Genomic DNA, 24,593 nt, shown 5'->3' on the forward strand with positions numbered 1-24,593 from the left:
TTTTCGGCTAGTTCCGATTCTTGGCTTGCAAAATTTGCTGACGGAGTTCCTCGTTATTGGCAAGAAGTTCCTGCTGATTGATAACAGTTTGTTCTTGCGTTGCCATCCATTTTAAGTTAATTGTCCCTTCTTCAACCTCAGTATCGCCTAAAATTAAACAGGCGATCGCGCCGTTTCTGTCAGCCCGTTTAAATTGTTTTTTCAGTTGACTCCCACTGAGGTCTAATTCGACACGCCAGCCTTGATGACGCAAGGTTTGAGCAATGGTTAAGGCTTTAGCGGGGGCGCGATCGCCGCGAGAGACAACATAAAAGTCTAATTCAGGATCGGGAACGGCTTTCAGTTCCTTCAACAGCAAAATCAACCGTTCCATTCCAATCGCCCAGCCCATCGCTGGGGTTTCATTTCCGCCGAGTTCAGCAATTAAGCCGTCATAGCGTCCACCGCCACAAACTGTGGCTTGTGCGCCTAAATCCGCCGATTGAATCTCAAATGCGGTATGGGTGTAATAATCTAAACCGCGCACTAAGTTCGAGTTGAGGGTGTAGTCAATGCCTAAATCGGTGAGTTGGGTTTGGACTTGCTCAAAGTGTTTCCGTGACTCGTCTCCAAGATGATCGATCAGACGGGGGGCTGCTTGGAGAATGGCTTGGGTTTGTTCGTCTTTACTGTCGAGAATCCGCAGGGGGTTACGGGTGAGACGATCTTGAGAGTCTGCATCCAGTTTGTCTTTGTAGGGGGTTAAATATTCCACCAGTGCGTTGCGATACCGTTGGCGATCTTCGGTATTCCCGACGGAGTTGAGTTGTAAGCTGAGATGTTTTAAGCCGAGGGTTTCTAAAATATCTGTCGCCAGCGCGATCGTTTCTACATCCGCCACAGGAGAAGGAGAACCAATCAACTCTAGTCCAATCTGGTGAAATTGCCGTTGTCGTCCCGCTTGTGGGCGTTCATAACGAAACATGGGGCCTGCGTACCATAACCGTTGGATGCCTTGATTATGCAGTCCATGTTCAATAAACGCACGAACGACACCTGCTGTTCCTTCGGGTCTGAGGGTACAGCTGCGATCGCCGCGATCGCGAAAGGTGTACATTTCTTTACTGACGACATCAGTGGCTTCTCCGATCCCGCGTTCAAATAACGCTGTTTGTTCAAAAATGGGCGCTCGAATCTCGGTATAAGCTGCCTTGGTTAGAATTTCCTTAGCAACGGTTTCCACTTCCTGCCAGTAACTGACTTCTTCTGGCAATATATCTCTCGTTCCGCGTAAAGCACTAATTTTTCCCATATTTTACTTGGTTCTTCGTTCTTGGTTATTCGTTATTCGTTATTCGTTCTGTGTTATTTGTTCATTAGTTATTCGTTGTTTGGTCACTGGTCACTGCTTACTGCTCACTGGTCACTGCTTACTGCTCACCTGATTGGTTCAATAGGGGACGCGCTACCATAAAACCAATTCCAGAAAAGGTAAAAATAATCATGACAACCGCAGCAATTACAAACCAACCATTAATTTCATCATTACCACTCTGGCTTTCTTGCTCTACAGGATAATGCACTTGTTCATGACTAAACCACTGTTCTTGAGTCGGGGGGTCAGAATAATTGTCTGTTGGCTGAACAGGCTTAGTTTTCTGCTGAGTGCGGGCTTTTTGATCGTAGTGATTTAAGGTATTTTCTAATCGCTGGACAGACTGCACCAATTTTTTGATTTCCAGTCGTAAGGTTTGATTTTCCTGATGCAGATCGTGATTATTTTCCTTTAAATCCTGTAATTGCTGTTGTGCCGATTGTAATTCCCCTGCCAGTTCCCGATATACAGACATGGGAACCGTGGGCGTATTTTTCTGAGGAGGCGGAGACGAAATCCCCTGAAAACGAGATTTTGAGGTCATGATTAAGATTTCCAACTAACTATTGATTGTGACGTTGCAAGGGGAAAAAATGTCCTACAGGGCCACTGCCTGCTCCTAAGTCTAAAGCAGATTCTAAAGCAGTGGTAAGATATTCTTTAGCAATGTGTACTGCGGTTTTTAAGTCTTTCCCGAAAGCAATATGAGCCGCGATCGCTGCGGAAAGGGTGCAACCAGTGCCATGATTATTTTGAGTCTCAACAGGTTGGGCTTGCAAAATGTCAAACGCTTCCCCATCAAACCAAACATCAGCCCCTCGCGCTTCTCCAGACATTGCTCCTCCTTTGACTAAAACAGATTTTGCGCCATTGCGAACAATAATTTCTGCTGCAGATTTCATTTCATCAAGGGTTTGAATGTTGTCCAACCCGCTCAACATTTGCGCTTCATAACGATTAGGGGTCACTAACGCAGCGAGGGGAATCAACTGTTTTAGGGCTTCTACCGCCGAATCATCCAATAACTGCGCGCCACTGCGAGACACCATCACGGGATCTAAAACTAAGATGGATTGTAATTGATAGGTTTCAATCATGCGTCCCACCGCCTGAATAATCCCCGCATTGAGGAGCATTCCTGTTTTCACCCCTTGCACTCCAATATCATCCACAACGGACTGAATTTGGGCGGTGACGGCTTCTGGTGCTAAGGGATCGACCCGTTGCACGCCTACGGTATTTTGAGCCGTGACACAGGTAATAGCACTGGTGCCGTGGACTTGTTGAAAAGCGAAGGTTTTTAAATCGGCTTGGATTCCCGCCCCGCCTCCACTATCCGATCCCGCGATCGTTAAGGCTGTTGGATAGGTCAATGCAAACTCTCCTTCACTTAGCGACGACGACGGCGTTGTAAAAACTCAGGGATATCTAACCCTTTATTTTCCCCATCAGATTTCGTTTCTGGCTTGGTTTTTTGCGGTAAGGGAGAAGGATTTTTGGTTTGAGGGGTGGTTTTAGTTTCTTTTTTCTGTGTTTTCTTCGGCTCTTCCCCAGAAAAGCCCGTAGCAATCACGGTAATTCTAATTTCCCCTTCCATTTTTTCATCGTCAATCACCGCACCAAAAATAATATTGGCATTGGGATCGACGTTATCATAAATCGTTTCTGCTGCCGTATTCACTTCATGAAGCGTTAAATCGCTCCCGCCAGTAATATTAAAGACGACTCCTTTTGCTCCTTGAATGGAAGATTCCAGAAGGGGAGAAGAGATCGCCCCTGTCGCTGCTTCTGCTGCCCGAGATTTTCCAGAGGCTGTACCAATCCCCATCAATGCTGATCCCGCATCTGCCATCACCGCCCGAACATCCGCAAAATCCACATTGACTAATCCAGGAATGGTAATAATATCCGAGATTCCTTGCACCCCTTGTCGGAGGATATCGTCAGCAACACGGAAAGCATCTTGAACGGGGGTTTGTTCGTCAATTACGGAAAGTAATTTATTATTGGGAATAACAATCAGGGTATCAACGCGAGTTTGCAGGGCTGATGTCCCTTCTTCCGCTTGGCTCGTGCGACGACGACCCTCAAAGGTAAAGGGACGGGTCACAACGCCAACGGTCAAACAACCCATTTCTTTGGCGACTTCAGCAACAATGGGGGCTGCTCCTGTGCCAGTTCCTCCGCCCATGCCTGCGGTAATGAAGGCGAGATCCGTATTTTCTAGGGCACTGGAAATTTCATCGCGGGATTCTTCTGCTGCTTTTTGCCCAATGGAAGGATTTCCCCCAGCCCCTAAGCCTCGGGTCAACTTTTCGCCTACTTGCAGGCGGTTGGGCGCACTCGCTCGGGATAGAGCTTGGGCATCGGTATTAATTGCCCAGAATTCAACACCAGTGACATCACTAGCAATCATTCTGTTAACTGCATTACAACCAGCCCCCCCAACGCCAATTACTTTAATTCTTGCCACATTTCCTGGCACGATATTGTCGCTCCTTGCTTCTGTTTTCGTGGATTTAGGATCATTGCTATGAGATGAGTTCAGTAGTTCATCTAAATTCAAATCGTCATCAAAGGAATGATTATCATCACTAGACATATTCATAGAAAACCGATTTTGTTTGGGACTTTTCTGATCTTCAGTTATCATTGCTGAAGTGAACAATTATAGAGAAACCTTGTTATAGCGGTCTTCTCATCTATATTTATAGAGATAAAAATAAAATGATTACCTTCTCCGAGGATTGCTATTAGCTTAGCTTAAATCTTGTCGGTAGTAACATTTTAAGAAATATTATAAGGTGAATTGCCACTGCTAGGATATACTTAGATTTTTTGAGGAGTTATTTTTCGTCAGACAGGAGCTCAATCAGGATAAAATCAGGGTCTTTCAAGTTGATATAGCGCATTTGATCAGGTGGCTGTTGCTCTGGGAGATTTTTGAGTTTTGCTAAGACTTGGAATTGTTGGGGAAGGGTTTCTAAATTCCCCCCGAGATGAACTTCACCGAGTTCGGTTTCTAAAATGAGGTTGGCTGGGTCTTGCCAGTTCACGGTATGGACGGTGATGGGGAGGGCTTGCAGTTGCGGGTAAAGTTTCGCCCATTGCAGGCGATCGTGAGGTTGATAACCAATGACTTTCAACTGCGGAGGGGTGAAGGTTTCTGAGGAACGATAACTTTCTACAGACATCCACATTCCTTTCGCGTCGATATAGCCTTTCTCTTGTGGGTTGATGGCACTGGGGTTAGGAAGTGTTACGGCAACTGGTTGGCGTTCTGTGACGGCAATGGTAACCCGAGGGGGATAGAGTTCGCGAGCAACACTGACGTGCGCGATCGGAGCTTGGTTTTGCAGAATTTCCTTGATCTGATCGGGAGTTAGGGTCAGAATCGATTGAGAGGTCGTCTCTTCCACTAGGCTTTTAATCGTTTCACTACTTAGGTATTGATTGCCTTGAATTCCGACTTGTTGCGGTTGACGAATTGTCCATTTCGGTAGTAAACTCAACCACACCAGCCCTCCCATTAAACTGGAAACGAGGACAAAACGCCAGCAAGATTGGATGATTTTGATTTGTCTTTGCTGCTTGAGCGCCAATCTCCGACCTTTGATGTCAACAGCAGAAGAAGTGGATGTCATAAATTTTCTCGAATCTAGTCATGAATTTTTTGAATTCAGTTTAAAGTTACCGCACCAAATGGAATTTGCGAAATTTTTTCTTTCTTAGTACCGAGGAAAACCTGTGCTAGGGTAGGCTTAACCCTTCATATTTTCTTATGAGTACAATTCCCCTAGGTATATGGTTATGACAAAACGTGGATTAGTTCTTGGGGCGACTGCAGCCATGTTGACCACAGTTGCTGTCACTGGCGCGGGGCTTCATTTATCGCAAAGTCAGGCTTTTTTCCGAGAGAGTCCAAAAGAGTTGGTTGATGAAGTCTGGCAGATTGTTAATCGCCAGTATGTTGATGCTACCTTTAATCAAGTGGATTGGCGCGCAATCCGACAGGAATATTTAGATCGTAGCTATGAAGACAAAGAAGCAGCGTATGAGGCGATTCATCAAATGCTGGAAACCCTCGATGATCCATACACGCGCTTCATGGAACCGGAAGAATTTAAGAATTTGCAGATTGATACCTCTGGTGAGTTAACTGGGGTTGGTATTCAAATTGCTTTAGATGAAGAAACCGATTATATTCGCGTTATTTCTCCGATTGAGGATACGCCAGCGTATGAAGCGGGAATTTTGGCCCGAGATTTGATCATTGCTATTGATGGTCAGAGTACCAAAGGGATGGACTTAAATGAAGCTGTGAAACTGATTCGAGGTCAGCCAGGATCTGAGGTGACCTTAACGATTCAGCGTCAAAATCGAGCAGTGGATTATGAGATTACTCGGGCGCGGATTGAGGTGCATCCAGTGCGATCGCGCTTGCATGAAACTCCTCAAGGAGAAGACATTGGCTATATTCGCCTCAATCAGTTTAGCTCTAATTCTCCTGAAGAAATGCGGACCGCCATTAAAGAACTGCAAGACAAGAAGGTAGAAGGCTATGTGTTAGATTTACGCTCAAATCCTGGGGGATTACTCTACGCCAGTGTGGAAATTGCTCGGATGTGGATTGATGAAGGGAAAATTGTTTCCACGGTGGATCGTCAAGGGGAAGTGGAACGCCAAAAAGCGAAAGGGAATTCCCTCAGTGATCAACCGTTAGTCGTCCTCGTGGACGGGGGATCAGCAAGTGCGAGTGAGATTCTCTCGGGTGCGTTACAAGATCATAACCGAGCGGTGGTTGTGGGAACGAAAACCTTTGGCAAAGGGCTGGTGCAGTCGGTACGCAGTTTAGGAGATGGCTCAGGCATTGCTGTAACGGTTGCGAAGTATCTCACCCCTGACGGGCGGGATATTAATAAAGAAGGGATTAAACCAGATATTGTCTCCGAAATGAGTGAAGCCCAGCAAAAAGAGCTCCAGCGCGATCGCGGTAAAATTGGAACTCTCGATGATCCGCAATTTGCTAAAGCCCTTTCGGTCTTGAAGCAAGAAATCGCCAAACAAGAGACACATCTGGGGGTGAGTCAGTAATCAGATGCGGTTAGTGATCAAGTTGATTGGGTTAGCCCTCGTCATTGCAGGGGTTTATCTCTTGGGACAAAACATTTATTTCGTGACTGATGGTTCTCCCTACTGGTGGCGGGGGGTGGCTGCAGATGGCTCAATCTTGTTTCTCACGTTTGGGGTTTTGTTATTTTTCACGATGCCCCAAGAAGGGAAATTTTTGGGGGCGGGCGCGATCGCGATCGGCATTCTTCTGGTTTTTGTCAGTAGTCGCGCTGTTTTGCAACCGACCACCCTTTGGCATTTTGTCGGATCGTTAGCCTGTTTTGTCGGGGGATATCAACTAATTACCACTGGGCGCATCAATTTGTGAGAGGAAGGAGAATGAAGATGGCTGTTTACCCCTCCCTCTCACTAGCCTTTAGGACTGAGAAGAATCCGATTGGTCGTCAGTTGTCGAATGATGAGGCGCGGTTAAAATAGACCAAGCTGCTTGGGCTGCTTCATTGAGGCGATTACCAAAGCTCTCAAACTCTTTGACTAAAGATTCCCAATTTTTTTCTGCATCCATCTGAACTAACTTGATAGATTCCTCAATTCTTTCGGGGTCAAAGTTGAGCTTTTCGACTTCCGTACGGACATTACGGACTGCTTCCAGATAATTGTCTTTGGCAAATTCTCCTGCTTTTTGTGTTTCCGATTGGGCTTTGCGTGTAATGGCTTCAATCAGTTCTTTCGTTTCGTTTTTTACCGATTCTGGGGCATCTGGTAAATTTTGATCCACTAAAGAATTAGTGCGTTCGCTGACTTCAATGGCACTGCTTTCAGGGGTGGTCTGGGCTTGATTATTCGGATCAGTAGATTGTGTCATAGTTACCTCCTTAAATTAACGCAATTTACAACTAAATTTTTACTGAAATAACAAATATCAACCGAATTAGCTGTTTCTGTCTCTTAATCAGCGCGAGAGATTCTTATTCTCTCCTACTCACAACTTGCCAAAAAAATCAAAAAATGACATCTACCGAGAGAAACGATTTGTTCCCGAACCTAATATAGTGAATATGATCTGATCGCGTGTGAGAAAGTAGCTTTGACTGAACCTGTTTCTTCCCTCGAAAACACCCACCATAGCGAAATCCCTCAGTTGGTCAAAAATCAACTGGAGATGTTGCTGGAAAATGGCAACTTAGAAGGCGCAAAATCGCTGCTTGTCCCTGTCAAAGCAGTGGATATTGCTGAGGCGATCGAAAACCTGCCAGAATCCATGCAGGCGATCGCGTTTCGTTTGCTGTCTAAAACCGAAGCCATCGACGTTTACGAACATCTTGACTCTAGCGTTCAGCAAGCCCTGATTGAAGAATTCAAGCGTCAGGAAGTAATTGAAATTGTCGATCAGATGTCTCCTGATGATCGCGCTCGCTTATTTGATGAACTTCCCGCGAAAGTGGTGCGTCGCTTACTGGCGCACATGAGTCCGAAAGAGCGTAAGAGTACCGCTTTACTTCTAGGCTATCAGGAAGATACTGCGGGTCGGATCATGACACCGGAGTATATTTCCCTCAAAGATACGCTAACCGTGGGACAAGCCTTGGAACGAATTCGGAAATTAGCCAATGCTTCTGAAATTATTTATTATCTTTATGTGACTGATGCCTCTCGCCATCTCACGGGAATTGTTTCTTTGCGGGATTTAGTCGTAACCGATCCCGATGTTTCTCTCTCAGAGATTGTCACCCGAGAAGTGGTTTCCGTTTATACCGATACCGACCAAGAAGAAGTCGCCCGTTTGATTCAACGGTATGATTTATTAGCGATTCCTGTGGTTGATCGAGAACAGCGTCTGGTGGGAGTGGTGACCGTGGATGATGTCATGGATATCTTAGAACAAGAAACCACTGAAGATATCTATACCCTCGGTGGCGTACAATCTGATGGCGATAATTATTTCCAAACCAACTTATTAGCTGTCGCACGAAAGCGGGTGGTGTGGTTATTTGTCTTGCTGCTAACCAATACCGTTACAGGAAGTATTATTCAATCTCACGAAGCCATTTTACAGCAAGTGGTCACTTTAGCTGCCTTTATTCCACTGTTAACAGGAACAGGGGGAAATGTCGGCGCACAATCTTCAACCGTTGTTATTCGCGGTTTAAACACCGATGAAATACGGTCTCTGGGGGCGAGTTATGTCATTTTTCGGGAAGCGATCGCGGGGGTCTTATTGGGAACAATTTTAGGCTCTGTTGCAACCTTATGGTCATATTGGTTACAAGGAAATTTAATGGTCTCTTTTGCGGTGGGAGCAAGTCTCATCGCGATCGCGCTTCTCGCCTCTGTCGCTGGATCGGCCCTACCTTTTCTCTTTCGCGCCTTAGGGTTAGATCCCGCCTTAATGTCGGCCCCTTTTATTACCACTGCTGTGGATGTGCTTGGGGTTTTAATTTATTTCACCATTGCGCGAGTCGTATTAGGATTATAAACCTCAGTTTGATGCCAAGTGCGAGAAGCGTGTACATTAAGGTTGAGATGTTTTTTAAAATAAAAACTAAAATTCAGTATGCTAAATCGAGAAAAACTGCTGGAACAGTTACGATTGTTAGCTAGAACCAGCATTATTACCGTCTTACTTTTGAGTTTATCGGTTGGACTCAGTGGTGCGTGGTGGAACTTCTGGAGTGATGACTCCCAAAACCAAGATAAACAGAAGCGGGAAAGTATTCTCGCCCAAGGAGAAGCAATCACCGATCCCACTGCTTTACTCCGCTACTCCCTCCCTTTTGATAATTATCCCGCCCGTCAATTACAAGATAGTATTGAAGATATTGGCTTGCGATTACGCGGTAAACGCTGGGGTCCTATTAGCAAAGACTTGAAAACGGCTAGCCGTGTTCTCAACTCCAAAACAGAGCAACTGTTAGCGGGAGTGCCTGAGCCAAATCGGGAAAGAGCTAAGGAGCTATTACCACAAATCAAAGAAAATGTCAACAAATTAAGAGAAGTTGTTGAGGATCGTGAGCTAGAAACCATTTGGCTTGCTCGTCGGGAGGTTTTAGAGCAACTTGATGAGTTTGAGGCTCTATATGTGGAAGAATTTCCCTTTTCAGTTCCCGAAGAATATGCCGATCTCCCGCAACTGAAAGGACGCGCCCGCGTCGAAGTGGAAACCAATAAAGGGGATTTAACCGTCGTTGTTGATGGCTATAGTGCGCCTGTTACCGCAGGTAACTTTGTGGATTTAGTCGATCGCGGTTTTTATGATGGCTTAGAAGTGAATCGCGTCAATGATTTTGCGGTGCAAACCGGTGATCCGCCAGGACCCGAGGAAGGTTTTGTTGATCCTGAAACGGGAGAATATCGCTCCATTCCCTTAGAAATTCTGGTTAGAGGCGACGAAAAGCCAGTTTATGGGTCAACCCTCGAAGAAATTGGTAGATACCAAGATCAGCCTGTATTGCCCTTCTCCGCAAATGGTGCGGTCGCGATCGCGCGTCCGAGTGGTGACCCCAATGGCGGATCGTCTCAATTCTTCTTCTTCAAATTTGATACCGAATTAACCCCACCTGGCTTTAACTTTATGGACGGGCGTTATGCTATCTTTGGTTACACCGTAGAAGGGGATGAAATTCTGGAAGATATGCAAGAAGGGGATAAAATTATTTCAGCGCAGGTGGTCAGTGGTCTAGAAAACTTACAACGTCCCCAAGATACGTCTCAAACGGCTGCTAATAGCGACGATGACATCAGAAGCTAAGCTCACCGTTGCTGATATTGGGGAACAAGGGCTCCTGGCAAAATTGCATCGCTTTTGTTCGGCGAATATCGTGGGGGATGACGCTGCTGTCATCAACTGGAGCAGTGATCATTCCCTCGTTGTGACTACAGATGTGTTAGTGGATGGCGTTCATTTTAGCGATGGTATGGCGCAACCGAATGTTCACACGACCACACCCGAAGACGTTGGTTGGCGAGCCGTTGCTGCTAATTTATCTGATTTGGCTGCGATGGGGGCGACTCCTTGCGGAATTACCGTTGGCTTGAGTTTACCAAAAACAGTCCCTGTTGGTTGGGTGGAACGTCTCTATCAAGGCTTAAGTGAGTGTTTAGAAGCATACGAAGCGGTGTTATGGGGAGGAGATGTCACTTGCTCTTCTTTGGTTACGATTGCCATTAGCGCGATCGGAAAAATTGATCCGCAGCGAGTGATTCGTCGTCAGGATGCAAAAGTTGGAGATGTCATCTTAGTGACAGGAGAACATGGCTTATCCCGTGCTGGGTTAGAGTTACTATTACACCCCCAACGACAGTCTGAACTTGATGCTGTCAGTTGCGAACACCTGATTCATGCCCACCAACGTCCCCAACCCAGATTAGATATTTTGCCGTTGCTATGGGAGATTTTACCTGAATTCCGTGTCGCTGGAATGGATAGTAGTGATGGTTTAGCTGATGCTATTTTACAAATTTGTCGTGCGAGTGGGGTGGGAGCAAAAGTTGATTTAGATTTACTTCCCATTCCCCCAGCCCTCTCACAATGGGTTTCTCCCGAACAAGCAATAGAATGGGCGTTATATGGGGGAGAAGATTTTGAATTAGTGTTAGCCCTCCCTAGGGAAGCTGCAAAGCAATTAGAACAAAAGTCTGGAAATCCCACGAGAATTATTGGTGAAATCACTTCTCAACCACAGGTAGAAGCAAAAAGCAGTTTGTTGTCTCACAATTCGACACTGAACTTAAGCCAAGGGTTTCAACATTGGGGACTATAGCAGTTTTCACGCTTCTTGAGGGACATTCTAAATTTTTGTTCTTTGTTCTTTGTTCTTTGTTCTTTGTTCTTTGTTCTTTGTTCTTTGTTCTTTGTTCTTTGTTCTTCGTTCTTTGTTGGTTGTTAATCAATGAACCATGAACATCCACCGACTCGCATTACGTACCTCAACCAACGAGGAAAGGCTATAGTTGACCAACGCTCAGGCGCAGGGGACTTCCGTTTTCCGAAGGCGTAATCTTTTGCTGGTGTTGGGTTTCGTCATCTCAACCCAACCTACGTTTTGAATCTTTTGTTGAAGAGCGCGGGACTACTTTTTCTTTTTACCAAATAATCCCCCAAGGAGTCCGCGATTCCCATTGGCTTTTTTCCCACCATCTGTTCCTTGACCCTGTTTTAAGAGTTTTTCTAAAACTTGTTTTCCTTCTAAAGCCATTTCATTTTTCGGATCAATTTGGAGGGCTTTGTTGATATGAATTTTTGCCATCCCCAGTTGATTTTGTTTGACATACGCCAATCCTAATAAGGTATGAGCTTGACTATTTTGAGAATTTAGTTTTAACGCCTCCCGCAACTCCATAATTGCTTTGGTATAATCTTGTTTATCAATAAACTGCTTTCCTCGACGGAGATAAGGTTCAACCATTTTTGCCATTTTCTCTTCGGGAGAAACCTGCTCTTGCGTTTCTTTTGACGAGGGAGCTTCCCTTGGTTTAGGCTCAGAAGATTCAGGGGTTTTGGGTTGAACAGAAACTTTTTTTTGAGCAGCAACTTCACCATTTTTTAGCATCAAGTAAACCAAATTAAACTCACTCAGTAAAGCAATTTTTTGAAGTGCTTTATCTAAATCTTGATATTGCTGATTAATAATCGAGTTCAAATATTTTTGATAAATCGAGTCCAGATTTCCCTTTTCTCCAGCTTGCGCCAATTCCTGAGCTTTTTTACTTTTAAGACGTAATTTCCCTTGTTGCGCCACCCGAGTGCCAATTTGTTGTAAAACTAATAAGTGTTCACTACAAGCTGATTGATTTTTAAATAAATTTTCATAGGCTGGATTGACTAATTTAGATAATAATTGATCGGCTAGATCATTGTCTTCTTGTTTATTTAAGTGTCTGATATCTGGAAACAAAAGACGAGTCACTTTTAAATAGCGTTTACGCACTAGATCCGAAGAAGCACCAATGGGAACGCCCAGAACAGCATGATAATCAACAATATTAAACTGAAATAGTCCGCATTTAATAGGTGCAAGTGTTGGCATTGGAGACTCCTGATTGTGACAGTACGGAAAAAACGCTAACTCTAGTATGGTTGATTTTACTCACCAAGCCTGTGATCTAACCGAGGTTCAGGCGCAAACTGAGGTGACGGGGAATTCACTGAGGAGTGTTCAGTAGTGCTTCACTGAGGACAGAATGGATCTTGGGGTTACTAGCAAGAATTCTCCCTTCCGAGAGGGAAACTGGACTGCCATCATAGGAACTAATTTTGCCTCCCGCTTCTGCCACTATAACCATTCCCGCAGCCAGATCCCAAGGGGACAATCCTCGCTCCCAATACCCATCAACCCGTCCACTCGCCACGTCTGCTAAATCCAGTGCTGCCGAGCCACTGCGCCGTACCCCTTGGGTGAGATGGGTAAGATGACAAAATTCGGCATAGTTATTATCGCTGGTTTCTCGCCGATCATAAGCAAAGCCAGTAACTAATAAACTGTGGGCGAGCTCGTCTGTTTTAGAAACTTGAATGGGTTGACGGTTGCAACTTGCGCCCCAACCTGTGGCTGCTCGAAACAGTTCTTTTCGGGCGGGATTATAAACGACTCCCACCTGCGGGACCCCAGCAATGAGTAAGCCAATAGAAACGGCATAAATTGGGTATTGGTGAGCGTAATTCGTCGTCCCATCGAGGGGATCAATAGCCCAGAGATACTCCGCTTGTTGTTTGCCAAAAGAACCGGATTCTTCCGCTAAAATACTATGGTTCGGAAAATGACGTTGGATGATTTCTAAAATCACTGTTTCCGAAGCGCGATCGGCATTGGTTACTAAGTCTCCCGACCGTCCTTTCTCTTCCACTTGACTTAAGTTTCCCCAATAGTCTTGGAGGACTGCACCAGCAGCAAGGGCAGCTTCAGTGGCAATTTCTAAATAGGTTTTGAGTTGGTCGGTTGTTTCCATGAAAGATCATTCCAAACATTAAAGGAACTGCTTTGATATTTTAAACCGATTGCTGTCAATCGAAAGACTGGTCTGGGGGGTTGGCTGATTTTTCCCTGACCACAACGGTTCATCAACGTGATAAAATCTGCTAGAGGATTTTGGGATCAAGTCTATTGTCCTAGGACTGGCGATCTCCTTCTTCATTTTAGGGATGCCAACTGATGAGATTACTTCAGTTAATTGCTATGATTCCTCTCGTCGAAATGCCCAAAGTCCAATACAGTAGATCAAGATAGTAAATTAATAAGAAACAAGGCTTGTCAAGCATGGTCAGCACTAAAGAAAAAACAAACGTCGGTCGGATCGTCCAGGTGATTGGTCCTGTGGTTGACGTAGAATTCCCAACGGGTGAGTTACCTGAAATTTATAACGCCTTACGCATTGAAGGCAAAAATGAATCTGGCAATGATGTTGCAGTTACTTGTGAAGTGCAACAACTCCTCGGCGATCGCGTGGTTCGTTCGGTTGCGATGAGCGGAACCGATGGCTTAGTTCGGGGTATGGATGTGGTTGACACGGGCGCTCCCATCAGTGTTCCCGTTGGTAAAGCCACTCTTGGTCGGATTTTTAATGTTCTCGGTGAACCTGTTGACCAAAAAGGTGCGGTCAATTCTGATGATCAATTCCCCATTCACCGCCCGATTCCTCAACTCACTGAGTTAGAAACCAAGCCCTCCATTTTTGAAACGGGAATTAAGGTGATTGACCTCATTGCGCCCTATCGTCGCGGTGGTAAAACGGGTCTCTTTGGTGGTGCGGGTGTTGGTAAAACCGTGATCATCATGGAGCTTATTAACAATATTGCGAAAGCTCACGGCGGTGTTTCTGTATTTGGCGGTGTCGGTGAACGCACCCGTGAAGGAAACGACCTCTACAGTGAAATGGTCGAGTCCAATGTGATTAATGCGGAAGACTTAACACAGTCGAAAGTGGCTCTGGTTTACGGTCAAATGAACGAGCCCCCAGGTGCAAGAATGCGGGTGGGCTTAACTGCTTTAACCATGGCGGAATACTTCCGTGATGTGGGTAAGCAAGACGTTCTTCTCTTTGTGGATAATATCTTTCGCTTTGTACAAGCGGGGATGGAAGTGTCTGCGCTGTTAGGACGGATGCCGTCTGCGGTGGGGTATCAGCCCACTCTCGGAACCGATATGGGTGACCTCCAAGAGCGAATCACCTCGACAAAAGAAGGGTCGATTACTTCCATTCAAGCGGTTTACGTGCCTGCGGATGACTTGACTGACCCTGCACCAGCAACAACCTTTGCTCACTTAGACGCAACAACGGTATTATCTCGTGGGTTAGCATCCAAAGGAATTTATCCTGCGGTTGATCCTCTTGATTCTAGTTCTACGATGCTCCAACCTGATATTGTTGGGGAAGAACACTACGGTACTGCCCGTGAAGTGCAAGCGACTCTACAACGCTATAAAGAACTGCAAGATATTATTGCAATTCTCGGTTTAGATGAACTGTCGGAAGAAGACCGCTTAACGGTGGATCGCGCTCGGAAAATTGAACGTTTCTTATCTCAGCCTTTCTTCGTGGCGGAAGTCTTCACTGGCGCACCTGGCAAATATGTCACCTTAGAAGAAACCATCAAAGGATTCCAACGCATTCTTTCGGGTGAACTTGATGATCTTCCTGAGCAAGCCTTTTACTTGGTCGGAAACATTGAAGAAGCCATTGAAAAAGCGCAAAAAATGAAGGAAGAGCAGTAATCTAACTAGAGCTAGACCATGGGACATCGTGAGGGGACTGCTCCCCCTCTCCCCTTAAGTTGTAAATGAGTTGATAAAAAAAATATGAGTTTAACTGTGCGCGTTATTACTCCAGATAATACGGTCTGGGATTCCTCTGCTGAAGAAGTGATTTTACCGAGTACAACGGGACAATTAGGGATTTTAAGCGGTCACGCCCCTTTACTCAGTGCTTTAGACATTGGGGTGATGCGGGTGCGTCCGCAAAAAGATTGGCTTAGCATCTCTGTTGCAGGTGGCTTTGCGGAAGTAGAAGAAGATGAAGTGACAATTTTAGTGAATAGTGCGGAGCGTGGGGAAAATATTGACCCCGAAAAAGCCCGTGAGATTTATGAATCGGCAAAAACTCGCTTAGAACAGGCACAAGAAGCCGATCAACGTCAAGAGATTATTCAGGCAACTCAGGCTCTGAAAAAAGCGCGATCGCGCTTACAAGCGGCCACAGGAAAAGCACCGGCATAATGTTTTTTGCAGTTACCAGTAACCAGCGATTCCTTGAAATCAAATTGGGTAACTGGTAACTGATCACTGGCCACTGTTAATTACTACCCGCAAAGACAATATTCGGAAAATGTTGTTGAGCATCCACCATTGGGGTGTGCTTAATGTTTTCTTGCCAATAATTGATTACTTCTGTAGCTTGGTTGAGGAGATCAATTTTTTCTTCTTCGGTAATCCAACTTTTGGATTCTAATTCTTCTTTTAATTGTTCCCAAGCATCGTTACGGGGCCAGAAGAAATAGGCAGTGAGAGGGCTCGTCCCTTTCCCGACGACATGATCCACCGCAACAGCGACATTTTCATCTAACCATAAAACTTTTAAAATAAAACGCGATTCGGAAGAGACTTCGACAGTTTCCATTGAGTTACATCATTATTGCTAATTGTACAGTCCTCTATTTTAACGGATATTCTTCATGTCATCACCGCAAGCAATTGTAATTTTTGATATTGATGGCGTTGTGCGCGATGTTGCTGGATCTTATCGACGCGCGATCGCTGATACGGTAGAACAATTAACGAATGGTGCTTATCGTCCCTCCCCAGAAGCCATTGACGATCTCAAAGGGGAAGGCATTTGGAATAATGATTGGGAAGCCTCACGGGAACTGGTCTATCGCTATTTTGAATCTCAAGGTGAACCGAGACAAAATTTAGACGTTGACTACACTGAGTTAATCGCCTTTTTTCAGTCTCGTTATCGAGGAACTGATCCAGACCACTGGGATGGTTACATTACGGATGAACCCCTGTTGATGAGTGAAAACTATTTACAAGCACTGACCTCGGATGGCATTCTCTGGGGGTTTTTTAGTGGTGCGCCCCGAGCCTCAGCCCACTATGTTTTACAACAGCGATTAGGGTTACGCTCTCCCTTGATTGTGGCGATGGAAGATGCCCCAGGCAAGCCAGATCCAACGGGATTATTTGCCACGGTGGAACAACTTGATCCTGATGAGGCTCTACCCGTATTCTATGCAGGAGATACCGTTGCCGATATGCAAACGATTCAAAACGCGCAACTGCTACAACCGCATCGAAAGTGGTGCGCGATCGGAATCTTACCGCCTCATCTTCTTAACGGATCATCACAGCGCGTTGAGCAGTATCAACAAAAACTGCAAGAGGCTGGGGCGATGATGGTCTTGAAAAATGTTGAGGAATTATCATCAAAACTCGTGCAAGAAATACTGACGTGAAGAATAGCCAGTAATAATTCTTAACATTAAACGAATTTTCGGGATGATAGGGCAGCGGTCTTGCTCAGTTCCCTGTTCTGTTATAAAATGCTTGTAGCAGGATGGGTAGTAGTGCAAATTTTAAAAAAACAAAACTGAAACAACGATTAATTCGTGTGTCACCTCTCGCAACTCCTCAAAAATAGAGGGAGGAAAAAACATAAAGTTTTGATAAGTTTATCATGATTAAACTCACAAAAATTTGACAAAAAAGTAAAAATATGGTATGGGATGAAAGCGCGATCAGGCAGGTTGAATTTGCTCATAGTTACTTGGCTGGTGAAGTTGTGGGAAAGGGGAAAAAATTATAGATAATTTCAGGAGACTATGTTAGCGTTATCACTTTAGAGTAACTCCTTGTTACCTCTCAAGAAGGATGTTGGATATTTGTCCATAAAATCCGAACGATGAGGAATCACTTCAAAAATAGGAGTTAAGTGCTCACTCCCCTTGAGTTTGAGCTTTGTGATTTGTTGATAAGTAAAGGCTAACTCATCAATATTGAGTAAGTCTTGTTCAAATTGGAGACGTTCCACCACTGCTGTGGTCATCCAAATTTTGTTGGGGGGAGTTTGGGTCATCACATAAGCAGCACGATTGACTGGTGCGCCAAGGGCATTGTAATCACGGCGACTGTGAGACTGACCAAGTTCCCCAGCAAAGACAGTTCCCCAGGCTAATCCCATTTGACACTGCACTTGAATACTGTGATCGCCAAGGGTAACTGTTGGCAACTGAGAAATGAGTTCGAGAGCCTGAGTAGCAACAGTGACAGCGCGGATAGAATCATCAGTGCGAGAGGTGGGAACACCAAAATAAATCAGAATATCGGAGTAAAGATGGTAAGTCCAATTTTGCAAAAAACCATCTTTGGCTTCCACTAAAGCATTAATCTGCGCGAATAAATAGGATAGACTTTCCATAAGCTGTTGCTCTTCCTGTTGGCAAGTGACCGCATCAATCGCTTCAGGAAGCCCGAGAAGATTGATAAACAACACAGTCGCTCCCGAGAGAGTCGGGGGAATCGCGCGATCGCGTGCATTTTCTACCAGCAACTTTAAAACAGGAGGTGCGATATAACTGCTCAAAGGAGTCGTTTTCATGACCAAATGCTGAATTTCTCGGATCATCTCCTCTTCTGTCTTATTCAGGAGTAAACTCCCTTTCCGACGTCGTCGCGGTGTAATTTCAAATCGACCTAAAGCAGAACTGGTGAGATCATCTTCAACCAAACAATACCCCGATTGATGAGGAAGGAAGTGAAAGTAATCTTGGACAGACTGAGCCGTTTCTTCAGTCACACAAACCCGCCCAACAACCCCTGATCCTTCGGTTTTTTTCGTCTGACGGACCGCAGCACCGAGTAAAATGCGCATCATCCGCATCGGAGTTCCAACATCTGCACTAAAAAAGTGACCACTATGAATGCCAATGCGCATGCCCAAGGGATGGGAGTCAGCGCCAACCGCGATCGCGTCGAATTCCATCATCATTCGCTGTAACCTCAACCCTGCTCGTATTGCCTTGGTAGTCGCTCGTTCTGAATTAAGATCATCAAATTGAACCAAAGTGGCATCCCCCGTAAATTCCAGCAAGTCTCCTTCGGAAGCATTGATAATATCAATCGTGCGAGAAAAATAAGTATTCAGTAACTGAGCCAGAAAGCGAGATCCCACTGCTCCTTGCTGGCTGCAGCTTTGGGTTAAAGAGGTAAATCCAGCCAAATCGGTAAACATCAGTGTCCCTGTTTGCCACTGCCAATTGAGCTCTCCGGGTTGAGGCAGACGCTCGGTGACACTCAAAGGTAAATAGTGAAACAGTAAATGTTCTAAGGTTCGGAGGTGCTTGATCACGGCTAGTAGCGTTGACTCAGTTGGCTGCATCCATAAACGAGCTTGCAACGTAGCAGGCAACTGAATTCTCAATTGAGCTTCTTGGGAAACTAAAGACTCAGGAAGCGACATAAATTTGATCAGACCACTGGATATGTTTTAGAACAAGTGTGTCAATATGATTTGATATGTTTCTGCTAGAGATCGGGATTTCATTTCTGGTTACGCCAGTTTCGGCAACTGTTAATAATCCTTGGATTATAGCAAAATATCGAGGGTGATCAACAAATACATTCGCCCCTATGAAGGTCGTTATGGCAGTGGTGGAATCAATACAATGCTGGCGGTGGGAATTGCCAGTCTCAATGAAATTCGTCGCAGCCACAGTAGAGGTTATCGCAGGATGGTTGTCGTTCCTCGCTCAAAAGGGTGATGATGGGAGTAGAAAATGATAACCTAATTAACGTTTTCAACCAATGGGCAAGGGAATTAATTCCTAAATATAAAAATACTGATTGCATATCAATTGACGGTAAAAGTATTCGGTCAACCTTGACGGATTCTTTTGGGAATAAGCAAAATTTTGCTTCAATTGTTTCTTGGTTTTCTCAGGAAAGTGGGTTAGTTTTAGCCCTCGAAAAATTGGAAAACAAAAAGACTTCAGAAATTCACTGTGTTCAAGACATGGTAAAAAATCTACCATTAGAGAATCAAGTCTTTACTCTCGATGCTGTTCACTGTCAAAAAGAAACTGTTCAAGGGATTAATGAGTCGAATAATGATTATTTGATTGCTGTCAAAAAAACCAGCCTGAATTGTATAAACAGTTAGAAGAAATTCCTCAAATAACTGTTCCTATTCAAGAATGCATTTATACAGAAACGAGTCACGGAAGACCAGTTAATCGTCAAGTGTCGGTCTTTAAAGTTCCCAAAACTATTCAACAAATCTGGCAAGGGAGTCAGTATTTTATCAAAGTGGAAAGAAAAGGCAATCGAAAGCAGAAACCCTATCATCAAATTGTTTATTATTTGAGTAGTTATTATCAAACATCTAAAAAGTTTAGCAAACAAATTCAAGGACATTGGACGATCGAGAATCAGCTACATTGGGTAAAAGATGTGATCTTTAAGGAGGATTCATCGGCAATACACCATTTGGAGACAGCAGTTAACTTCTCAGTTTTAAGAACAATTGGGATGAATCTTTTCAGACTATTAGGCTTTTGATCAATTACCGAAGCCCGAAGATGGCTAGGCAACAGGCTTTCGCTGTTGCCTATTTTGATAGAATGAAACAGCCCTGCCTATGGTTATGGGGATTTTCCAGATGGTAAATCAGGACGATCACTGGCAACGCTCACCTCTAAAATTAAACAGTAATCGATGACCATTGATCAGCATTTTGCTAATGATGCCAGTTTTTAGAATTAAGTAGAGGGAAGTCAATTCTCATGATGAATGATCACAAAATCATCCGTTATCTGAGTCGCAGGTTACGCCAGAATCCCATGGTGGAGACGTTTAAAGTTGTTGTTCGTTATTTTCCCAAGCGACCGCGACAACCGTCGAAAATCCTGCTCGCGATCGCGATGTTTAGTTTAGTTGTGGCTTGCGACGGATTCACTCCCAATTTCAACAACTTGGCAAATCAGGTCAATGATGAGACGTTAGAAGTGTGGTGGAGTGAAGGCTATTATCCCGAAGAGACCAATGCCATTCGTGATGCGGTTCGCTCATGGTCGGCAGAATCTGATACCAAGATTAATCTACAATTTTTCAGTGAAAAAGATCTCACGCAGCAAACCCAAAGTGCCCTCAGTTCAGGGAGTTTACCTGATATCATCTATGGTTATACCCTAGATTTTGGGCTCGCTCCCCGTTTGGCTTGGGAAGGAAAATTAGCGGATACAACTGATATGATCGAGCCCGTTCAAGACCAGTTTGTTCCAGAAGCCTTAGAAAGTGTTACTTACTTTAATCAAGCGGATAATAATCGTAGCTTTTATGCCGTCCCCATCGCCCAAAACGCATTTTACGTTCATTATTGGCGCAGTCTGTTAGAAAAAACAGGCCTGAGTGATCCAGAAAATATTCCTCAAGATTGGAATGCTTTTTGGCAATTCTGGGTCAATCGTCAAAGTGAGGTTGATCAGGAAAATGGAAAGACCATTTATGGGTTAGGTTTACCGATGTCACCAGCAGCGACAGATACCCACTATTTTTTTGAGCAAATGCTAGAAGCCTATGATGTTAGAGTTTTAGATGGAAATGGTCAATTTATTTTAAATAACCCAAACGGTATCAACCAATTAACTCAGGTCTTGTCTCAAGTCACCAACTTTTATAAACAAGGTTATGTTCCACCCAATGCCGTGAACTGGTCTGATCCAGATAACAATGTTGCTTTTCTCAGTCGGCGGTTGTTAATGACAGTTAACGCAACCCTTTCTATTCCTGGTTCACAACGCCAAGCCCCCTCAACTTACCAAGAGGATATGGTTACCATGGAGTGGCCCCAGAAACCCAGTGGTGATCCTATGCGCTATATTGTATCAACCAAACAGATGGTGATTCCTAAGGATACAAACCAACTGCAGGCAGCCAAAGATTTAGTCTCCTATTTAATTCAACCAGAAGTGTTGGGTAAATTCAACAAGGGATCACAAGGTCGCTTTTTCCCCGTGATGTCTGACCTGATTAGCGACCCATTTTGGAATGATCCCTCAGATCCACATATTTCTGCTTCTGCAGATTATTTTGAACGCACTCGCTCGCCATATACCAAGCTCAATCCAGCTTATGGCGAAGTACAAACCAATCAAATTTGGGGGAAAGCCTTGGTCAGTATTGTCCAAGATGGGGTTTCTCCTGCTGAAGCTGCGGAGGAAGCAATTGATGAAATTAATCTTATTTTTGAAGAGTGGGAATAGTTAAATGCACTTGCCCTTGTCACCGAATACGAAGTGGAATGAACGAATTAGACTTTTGATTGCATGGTTTCCTTGGCTTGCACTCACAGCAACCAGCATTACTGCTTTTCTGGTTTATGTTTCTTTGCGTCAGCGTATTGTTGCACCCACTTTGAAACAATTGGACAATGTTTCTGATGTGAAAGAAGAACAATTGAATCGATGGTTTAGCAATCAAAAACAGATGGTTCTAAAATCCTCTCAAATTCTCAGTGAATCTCCCATTCTTGCCGAGAGCTTGGAGGCAGGTGAGGTAAGTTCCCAACAATCTCAGCAAATAGAAACCCTTTTAAGCGATTTAGATTTATTTTCTCGCCGTTATTCGGTTGCACTATTGAATCATAGTAGTATTATTGTTTATGCCACAGATCAATCAAAACAAGGGCAATATCAACCCATTCAAAACAGTAGTACTTACCTCTCCCCTAATAACTTGACTCAGTTCGTTCCCAACTTCTATGCTTCTTCCATTGATGGTGTGCCCATGATTACGTTTGCCACTCCTCTCATCAATGAGGAAGGAGAACGCATTGGTTTTTTAGCAGTTGATTTGGATTTAGATGCATTGAACCAGCGCGTTCGTCAATCTCCTTACTCAAATAATGTTCCACCTGAAATCCGATCAGCATTAGAAACCTATTTAGTCGGTCGCATTTCTCCTGTGGAAAATGAATTGGTTGCTCAATCCCAATCATCCGCTTCATCTGATCAGAGCATTAATAGTTTTGGCATTGATCGCGCGATTCTTGGACGACATAGTGTTTTTCGCTCAGCAAGACAGTCTGTTGCTTGGATTTATGGTGTTGGTTTAAGTTTAACTGCTGTAATCTCACTATTTCTGTATCTGATTCAACCGAGCATCATCACGATTACTCAATCTTCACAAGCAGTTCCTTACCCACAGGATCATTCGTCACAGCAATAAGTAGGATAATTTTAATGAAATTTTTGCGAAAAAGTTTACTCTTTCAACTGGTTGGTTCTTTTTATTTACTGTCTTTAGTGACAGTTTCAATTGTTGCCTTTACCGCTTACAACCGAGCTAAATTTTATCTCACCAATTCTTTATTCGAGCGCCTTAATGTTGCCGTTGCGCTGAGGAACTATGAGTTAGAACAGTGGTTTAATAATCAACGTCGAGAAGCGATCTTACTTGCTGAGTTACCCAAGACAAAAACCATTGTCAAACAATTGAATGACACAACCGAGAAAGAACCTGAAAAATCTCTAGATCAGTTTTATGAGCGAGTGGTTGATCTGCAGCCTGACATTGAAGAAGTATCGATTCTAACGAAAGGGGGAATTGTTTTACTTTCCACCAATAATGACCTTGAAGGAACGTATTTGGGATTGGGGAATACAACAACCTATTTTGAACGAAATGAGTCCAATGTGATCCCAACCATTTATCAGTCTCCTCAAACTGGACAATCGACGATTTCTCTAGCAACCCCTATTTTAGATGCTCAGGGTAATCGTAAGGCAGTGCTGGCAATGACATTAAATTTAGATGCCATTGATAACTTGATTCGAGAACGAACGGGACTGGGAGAAAGTGGCGAAACGTATTTAGTGTATCGGGTTGGTGGTGAGAATCGCTTGATTGCAGGACAGGAATCGGTTACTGAGTTATCTGATAACACCGAGGAGATCAGTAGTAAGGGCATTAATTTAGCAATGAATGGCGAGAGCGATCGCGGGTTGTATCAAAATTATAAGGGAGTACCTGTGATTGGAGTCTATGAATGGGTGGAACGCAGTGGTGTTGCTTTAATTGCAGAAATGTCTCAAAAGGAAGCCTTTCAACCGGCGGTAAGATTAGCCCGAGAAATTATTTATATTGGCATTGGTGTCGCTACTTTAATGCTAGTGTTAGTGTATTTACTGGCTCGTCAAATTGCCAAACCGATTTTAACCATAACCACAGCAGCCCAAGACATTGAGAATGGAAAGTTTATATTATCAGGGCTGAAACCAATTCAATCCCGTTTAGATGAGTTGGGTCATTTAGCGACCGTCTTTGAGCAGATGGCGGATAAAGTTTACGAACGTGAGGAAAAGTTACAACAAAGAGTTACCGAACTCCGTATTGAAATTGACCACAAGAAAAAAGCCAAACAAGTCAAAGAGATTGTAGAAACAGATTTCTTTCAAGATTTAGAAAATAAAGCAAAATCCCTACGAAAACGTAATTCCTCAAAGAGTCAGTCCAAATCCGATTAAGTTGCCAATTGTTTCTGCCATTTTTCTGTTCCTTTGCGAGTCGGTGTTCCTTTCTCGGTAAAAGCCCAAATTGCTTGCTTATTTTCAGGACCATAACTAATATGAATGGGGCGAGAGTGGCCCGTGCTAGTCAAACCATAATAATAAATAGAATCAAAAGGGAGGGGAATAGAAACGATCCAATCAATAACTTTTTCGCTCTCAACATTTAAAATCATAAAATCACAAGCTGCCCCTAACCGTTTACAATAGTAATTCTTATTACGATTAAGTTCATGGGCCATGTGCTGATCGCGTATGGGGTCAACGCGACCGTTTCTTCGTCCTGTCTTCGGATTTTTTTAGTTAAAAAATGCTTTAAATTAGTTGAGCAAAATCCGTAAGTGAGTCGAAAGTTTTCTAGTCCAAAGTGATCAATGATGGGGTCAATAATATAAGTGTTTAAGTTCTTGATCGCCGTAATACTTTCTGAAGATTGGGGATAGGGGTTAATTTTATCTTGATATTTTTGATAAGTTTGGCTACAAGTACAAAAGGCTTCTAAAGACAAGTATTTTCCGATTTCCATAGTTTCATTAGTGAGGTAGTAAATCGCTATCTCTATTTAATGCTACCATTGGCGATTCACAAACAACAGTGATGGTACTGTTGGAG

General features: G+C 44.0%; 23 protein-coding genes and 2 pseudogenes. 14 read left to right on the forward strand and 11 right to left on the reverse strand.

Annotated elements, in window-relative coordinates:
* Window positions 1-7: 7 nt before the first annotated feature.
* The 5 genes from hisS to PCC7418_RS09700 form a co-directional block, all read right to left on the reverse strand.
* Entirely contained in the window at window positions 8-1,291 is a 1,284-nt protein-coding gene (hisS, locus tag PCC7418_RS09680; protein ID WP_015225994.1) for a histidine--tRNA ligase, read from the reverse strand.
* 118 nt (window positions 1,292-1,409) lie between these two features.
* Window positions 1,410-1,898 carry a hypothetical protein gene (locus PCC7418_RS09685; RefSeq protein ID WP_015225995.1) on the reverse strand — a complete coding sequence of 163 codons (489 nt, stop codon included), beginning with the start codon at window positions 1,896-1,898 and terminating at the stop codon, window positions 1,410-1,412.
* A gap of 19 nt (window positions 1,899-1,917) precedes the next feature.
* Window positions 1,918-2,727 carry a bifunctional hydroxymethylpyrimidine kinase/phosphomethylpyrimidine kinase gene (gene thiD, locus PCC7418_RS09690; RefSeq protein ID WP_015225996.1) on the reverse strand — a complete coding sequence of 270 codons (810 nt, stop codon included), beginning with the start codon at window positions 2,725-2,727 and terminating at the stop codon, window positions 1,918-1,920.
* Between the two features lie 17 nt (window positions 2,728-2,744).
* Window positions 2,745-3,956 (reverse strand): cell division protein FtsZ, encoded by a 1,212-nt coding sequence (gene ftsZ / locus PCC7418_RS09695; RefSeq protein ID WP_235620797.1) that lies wholly within the window; start codon window positions 3,954-3,956, stop codon window positions 2,745-2,747.
* Between the two features lie 244 nt (window positions 3,957-4,200).
* Window positions 4,201-4,998: a cell division protein FtsQ/DivIB gene (locus tag PCC7418_RS09700; RefSeq protein ID WP_015225998.1), complete on the reverse strand. Its 798-nt coding sequence runs from the start codon at window positions 4,996-4,998 to the stop codon at window positions 4,201-4,203.
* 160 nt (window positions 4,999-5,158) lie between these two features.
* Here PCC7418_RS09700 and ctpC point away from each other — a divergent pair, with 160 nt between their 5' ends.
* The gene (gene ctpC / locus PCC7418_RS09705) at window positions 5,159-6,448 is read left to right on the forward strand and encodes a carboxyl-terminal processing protease CtpC (protein ID WP_041596227.1); all 1,290 of its coding nucleotides are present in this window, start codon (window positions 5,159-5,161) and stop codon (window positions 6,446-6,448) included.
* A gap of 4 nt (window positions 6,449-6,452) precedes the next feature.
* A complete protein-coding gene (locus PCC7418_RS09710) occupies window positions 6,453-6,794 on the forward strand; it encodes a hypothetical protein (RefSeq protein ID WP_015226000.1) in 342 nt (113 codons plus the stop codon).
* A 48-nt stretch (window positions 6,795-6,842) separates the two neighbouring features.
* On the opposite strand, the gene PCC7418_RS09715 is transcribed toward PCC7418_RS09710, so the two are convergent.
* Window positions 6,843-7,292 carry a hypothetical protein gene (locus PCC7418_RS09715; protein WP_015226001.1) on the reverse strand — a complete coding sequence of 150 codons (450 nt, stop codon included), beginning with the start codon at window positions 7,290-7,292 and terminating at the stop codon, window positions 6,843-6,845.
* 222 nt (window positions 7,293-7,514) lie between these two features.
* Between PCC7418_RS09715 and mgtE the strand changes: the two genes are divergently transcribed.
* From mgtE to thiL, 3 genes are all read left to right on the forward strand, one after another.
* The gene (gene mgtE, locus PCC7418_RS09720; RefSeq protein WP_015226002.1) at window positions 7,515-8,903 is read left to right on the forward strand and encodes a magnesium transporter; all 1,389 of its coding nucleotides are present in this window, start codon (window positions 7,515-7,517) and stop codon (window positions 8,901-8,903) included.
* A 78-nt stretch (window positions 8,904-8,981) separates the two neighbouring features.
* A complete protein-coding gene (locus PCC7418_RS09725; RefSeq protein WP_015226003.1) occupies window positions 8,982-10,175 on the forward strand; it encodes a peptidylprolyl isomerase in 1,194 nt (397 codons plus the stop codon).
* The gene (thiL, locus tag PCC7418_RS09730; RefSeq protein WP_015226004.1) at window positions 10,159-11,187 is read left to right on the forward strand and encodes a thiamine-phosphate kinase; all 1,029 of its coding nucleotides are present in this window, start codon (window positions 10,159-10,161) and stop codon (window positions 11,185-11,187) included. Before PCC7418_RS09725 ends, thiL begins: the two co-directional genes overlap by 17 nt.
* 309 nt (window positions 11,188-11,496) lie before the next feature.
* Here thiL and PCC7418_RS21340 read toward each other — a convergent pair whose 3' ends face one another.
* Window positions 11,497-11,976 carry a tetratricopeptide repeat protein gene (locus PCC7418_RS21340; protein ID WP_396275488.1) on the reverse strand — a complete coding sequence of 160 codons (480 nt, stop codon included), beginning with the start codon at window positions 11,974-11,976 and terminating at the stop codon, window positions 11,497-11,499.
* 335 nt (window positions 11,977-12,311) lie between these two features.
* Between PCC7418_RS21340 and PCC7418_RS21345 the strand changes: the two genes are divergently transcribed.
* Entirely contained in the window at window positions 12,312-12,413 is a 102-nt protein-coding gene (locus PCC7418_RS21345) for a hypothetical protein (protein WP_396275489.1), read from the forward strand.
* 155 nt (window positions 12,414-12,568) lie between these two features.
* On the opposite strand, the gene PCC7418_RS09740 is transcribed toward PCC7418_RS21345, so the two are convergent.
* On the reverse strand, window positions 12,569-13,372 hold the full coding sequence (locus PCC7418_RS09740) for an inositol monophosphatase family protein (RefSeq protein ID WP_015226006.1): 804 nt from the start codon (window positions 13,370-13,372) through the stop codon (window positions 12,569-12,571).
* Window positions 13,373-13,680: 308 nt separating this feature from the next.
* Here PCC7418_RS09740 and atpD point away from each other — a divergent pair, with 308 nt between their 5' ends.
* Entirely contained in the window at window positions 13,681-15,135 is a 1,455-nt protein-coding gene (atpD, locus tag PCC7418_RS09745; protein WP_015226007.1) for a F0F1 ATP synthase subunit beta, read from the forward strand.
* A gap of 84 nt (window positions 15,136-15,219) precedes the next feature.
* Window positions 15,220-15,636 carry an ATP synthase F1 subunit epsilon gene (atpC, locus tag PCC7418_RS09750; protein WP_015226008.1) on the forward strand — a complete coding sequence of 139 codons (417 nt, stop codon included), beginning with the start codon at window positions 15,220-15,222 and terminating at the stop codon, window positions 15,634-15,636.
* Between the two features lie 76 nt (window positions 15,637-15,712).
* Here atpC and PCC7418_RS09755 read toward each other — a convergent pair whose 3' ends face one another.
* Complete coding sequence (locus PCC7418_RS09755) at window positions 15,713-16,036, reverse strand: 30S ribosomal protein PSRP-3 (RefSeq protein ID WP_015226009.1); 324 nt, start codon at window positions 16,034-16,036, stop codon at window positions 15,713-15,715.
* Between the two features lie 55 nt (window positions 16,037-16,091).
* On the opposite strand from PCC7418_RS09755, the gene PCC7418_RS09760 reads away from it, so the two are divergent.
* Window positions 16,092-16,874 carry a TIGR01548 family HAD-type hydrolase gene (locus PCC7418_RS09760; protein ID WP_015226010.1) on the forward strand — a complete coding sequence of 261 codons (783 nt, stop codon included), beginning with the start codon at window positions 16,092-16,094 and terminating at the stop codon, window positions 16,872-16,874.
* 383 nt (window positions 16,875-17,257) lie between these two features.
* Here the strand turns inward: PCC7418_RS09760 and PCC7418_RS09765 are convergent, their stop codons facing one another.
* The gene (locus tag PCC7418_RS09765) at window positions 17,258-18,877 is read right to left on the reverse strand and encodes an adenylate/guanylate cyclase domain-containing protein (protein WP_015226011.1); all 1,620 of its coding nucleotides are present in this window, start codon (window positions 18,875-18,877) and stop codon (window positions 17,258-17,260) included.
* A gap of 145 nt (window positions 18,878-19,022) precedes the next feature.
* Here PCC7418_RS09765 and PCC7418_RS20530 point away from each other — a divergent pair, with 145 nt between their 5' ends.
* The 5 genes and pseudogenes from PCC7418_RS20530 (at window position 19,023) to PCC7418_RS09785 (ending at window position 23,939) form a co-directional block, all read left to right on the forward strand.
* On the forward strand, window positions 19,023-19,178 hold the full coding sequence (locus PCC7418_RS20530) for a hypothetical protein (RefSeq protein WP_171814901.1): 156 nt from the start codon (window positions 19,023-19,025) through the stop codon (window positions 19,176-19,178).
* A 2-nt stretch (window positions 19,179-19,180) separates the two neighbouring features.
* Window positions 19,181-19,974: pseudogene (locus PCC7418_RS09770) on the forward strand (ISAs1 family transposase).
* A gap of 224 nt (window positions 19,975-20,198) precedes the next feature.
* Window positions 20,199-21,677, forward strand: a complete 1,479-nt coding sequence (locus PCC7418_RS09775; protein WP_015226012.1) for an ABC transporter substrate-binding protein — start codon at window positions 20,199-20,201, stop codon at window positions 21,675-21,677.
* 55 nt (window positions 21,678-21,732) lie between these two features.
* On the forward strand, window positions 21,733-22,641 hold the full coding sequence (locus tag PCC7418_RS09780) for a cache domain-containing protein (protein WP_171814902.1): 909 nt from the start codon (window positions 21,733-21,735) through the stop codon (window positions 22,639-22,641).
* 14 nt (window positions 22,642-22,655) lie between these two features.
* On the forward strand, window positions 22,656-23,939 hold the full coding sequence (locus PCC7418_RS09785) for a cache domain-containing protein (protein ID WP_015226014.1): 1,284 nt from the start codon (window positions 22,656-22,658) through the stop codon (window positions 23,937-23,939).
* Here the strand turns inward: PCC7418_RS09785 and PCC7418_RS09790 are convergent.
* A pseudogene (locus PCC7418_RS09790) lies at window positions 23,936-24,507 on the reverse strand (hypothetical protein). The gene PCC7418_RS09785 and the pseudogene PCC7418_RS09790 overlap by 4 nt on opposite strands.
* Window positions 24,508-24,593 lie beyond the last annotated feature (86 nt).

This window comes from Halothece sp. PCC 7418, assembly GCF_000317635.1.
Classification (GTDB): domain Bacteria; phylum Cyanobacteriota; class Cyanobacteriia; order Cyanobacteriales; family Rubidibacteraceae; genus Halothece.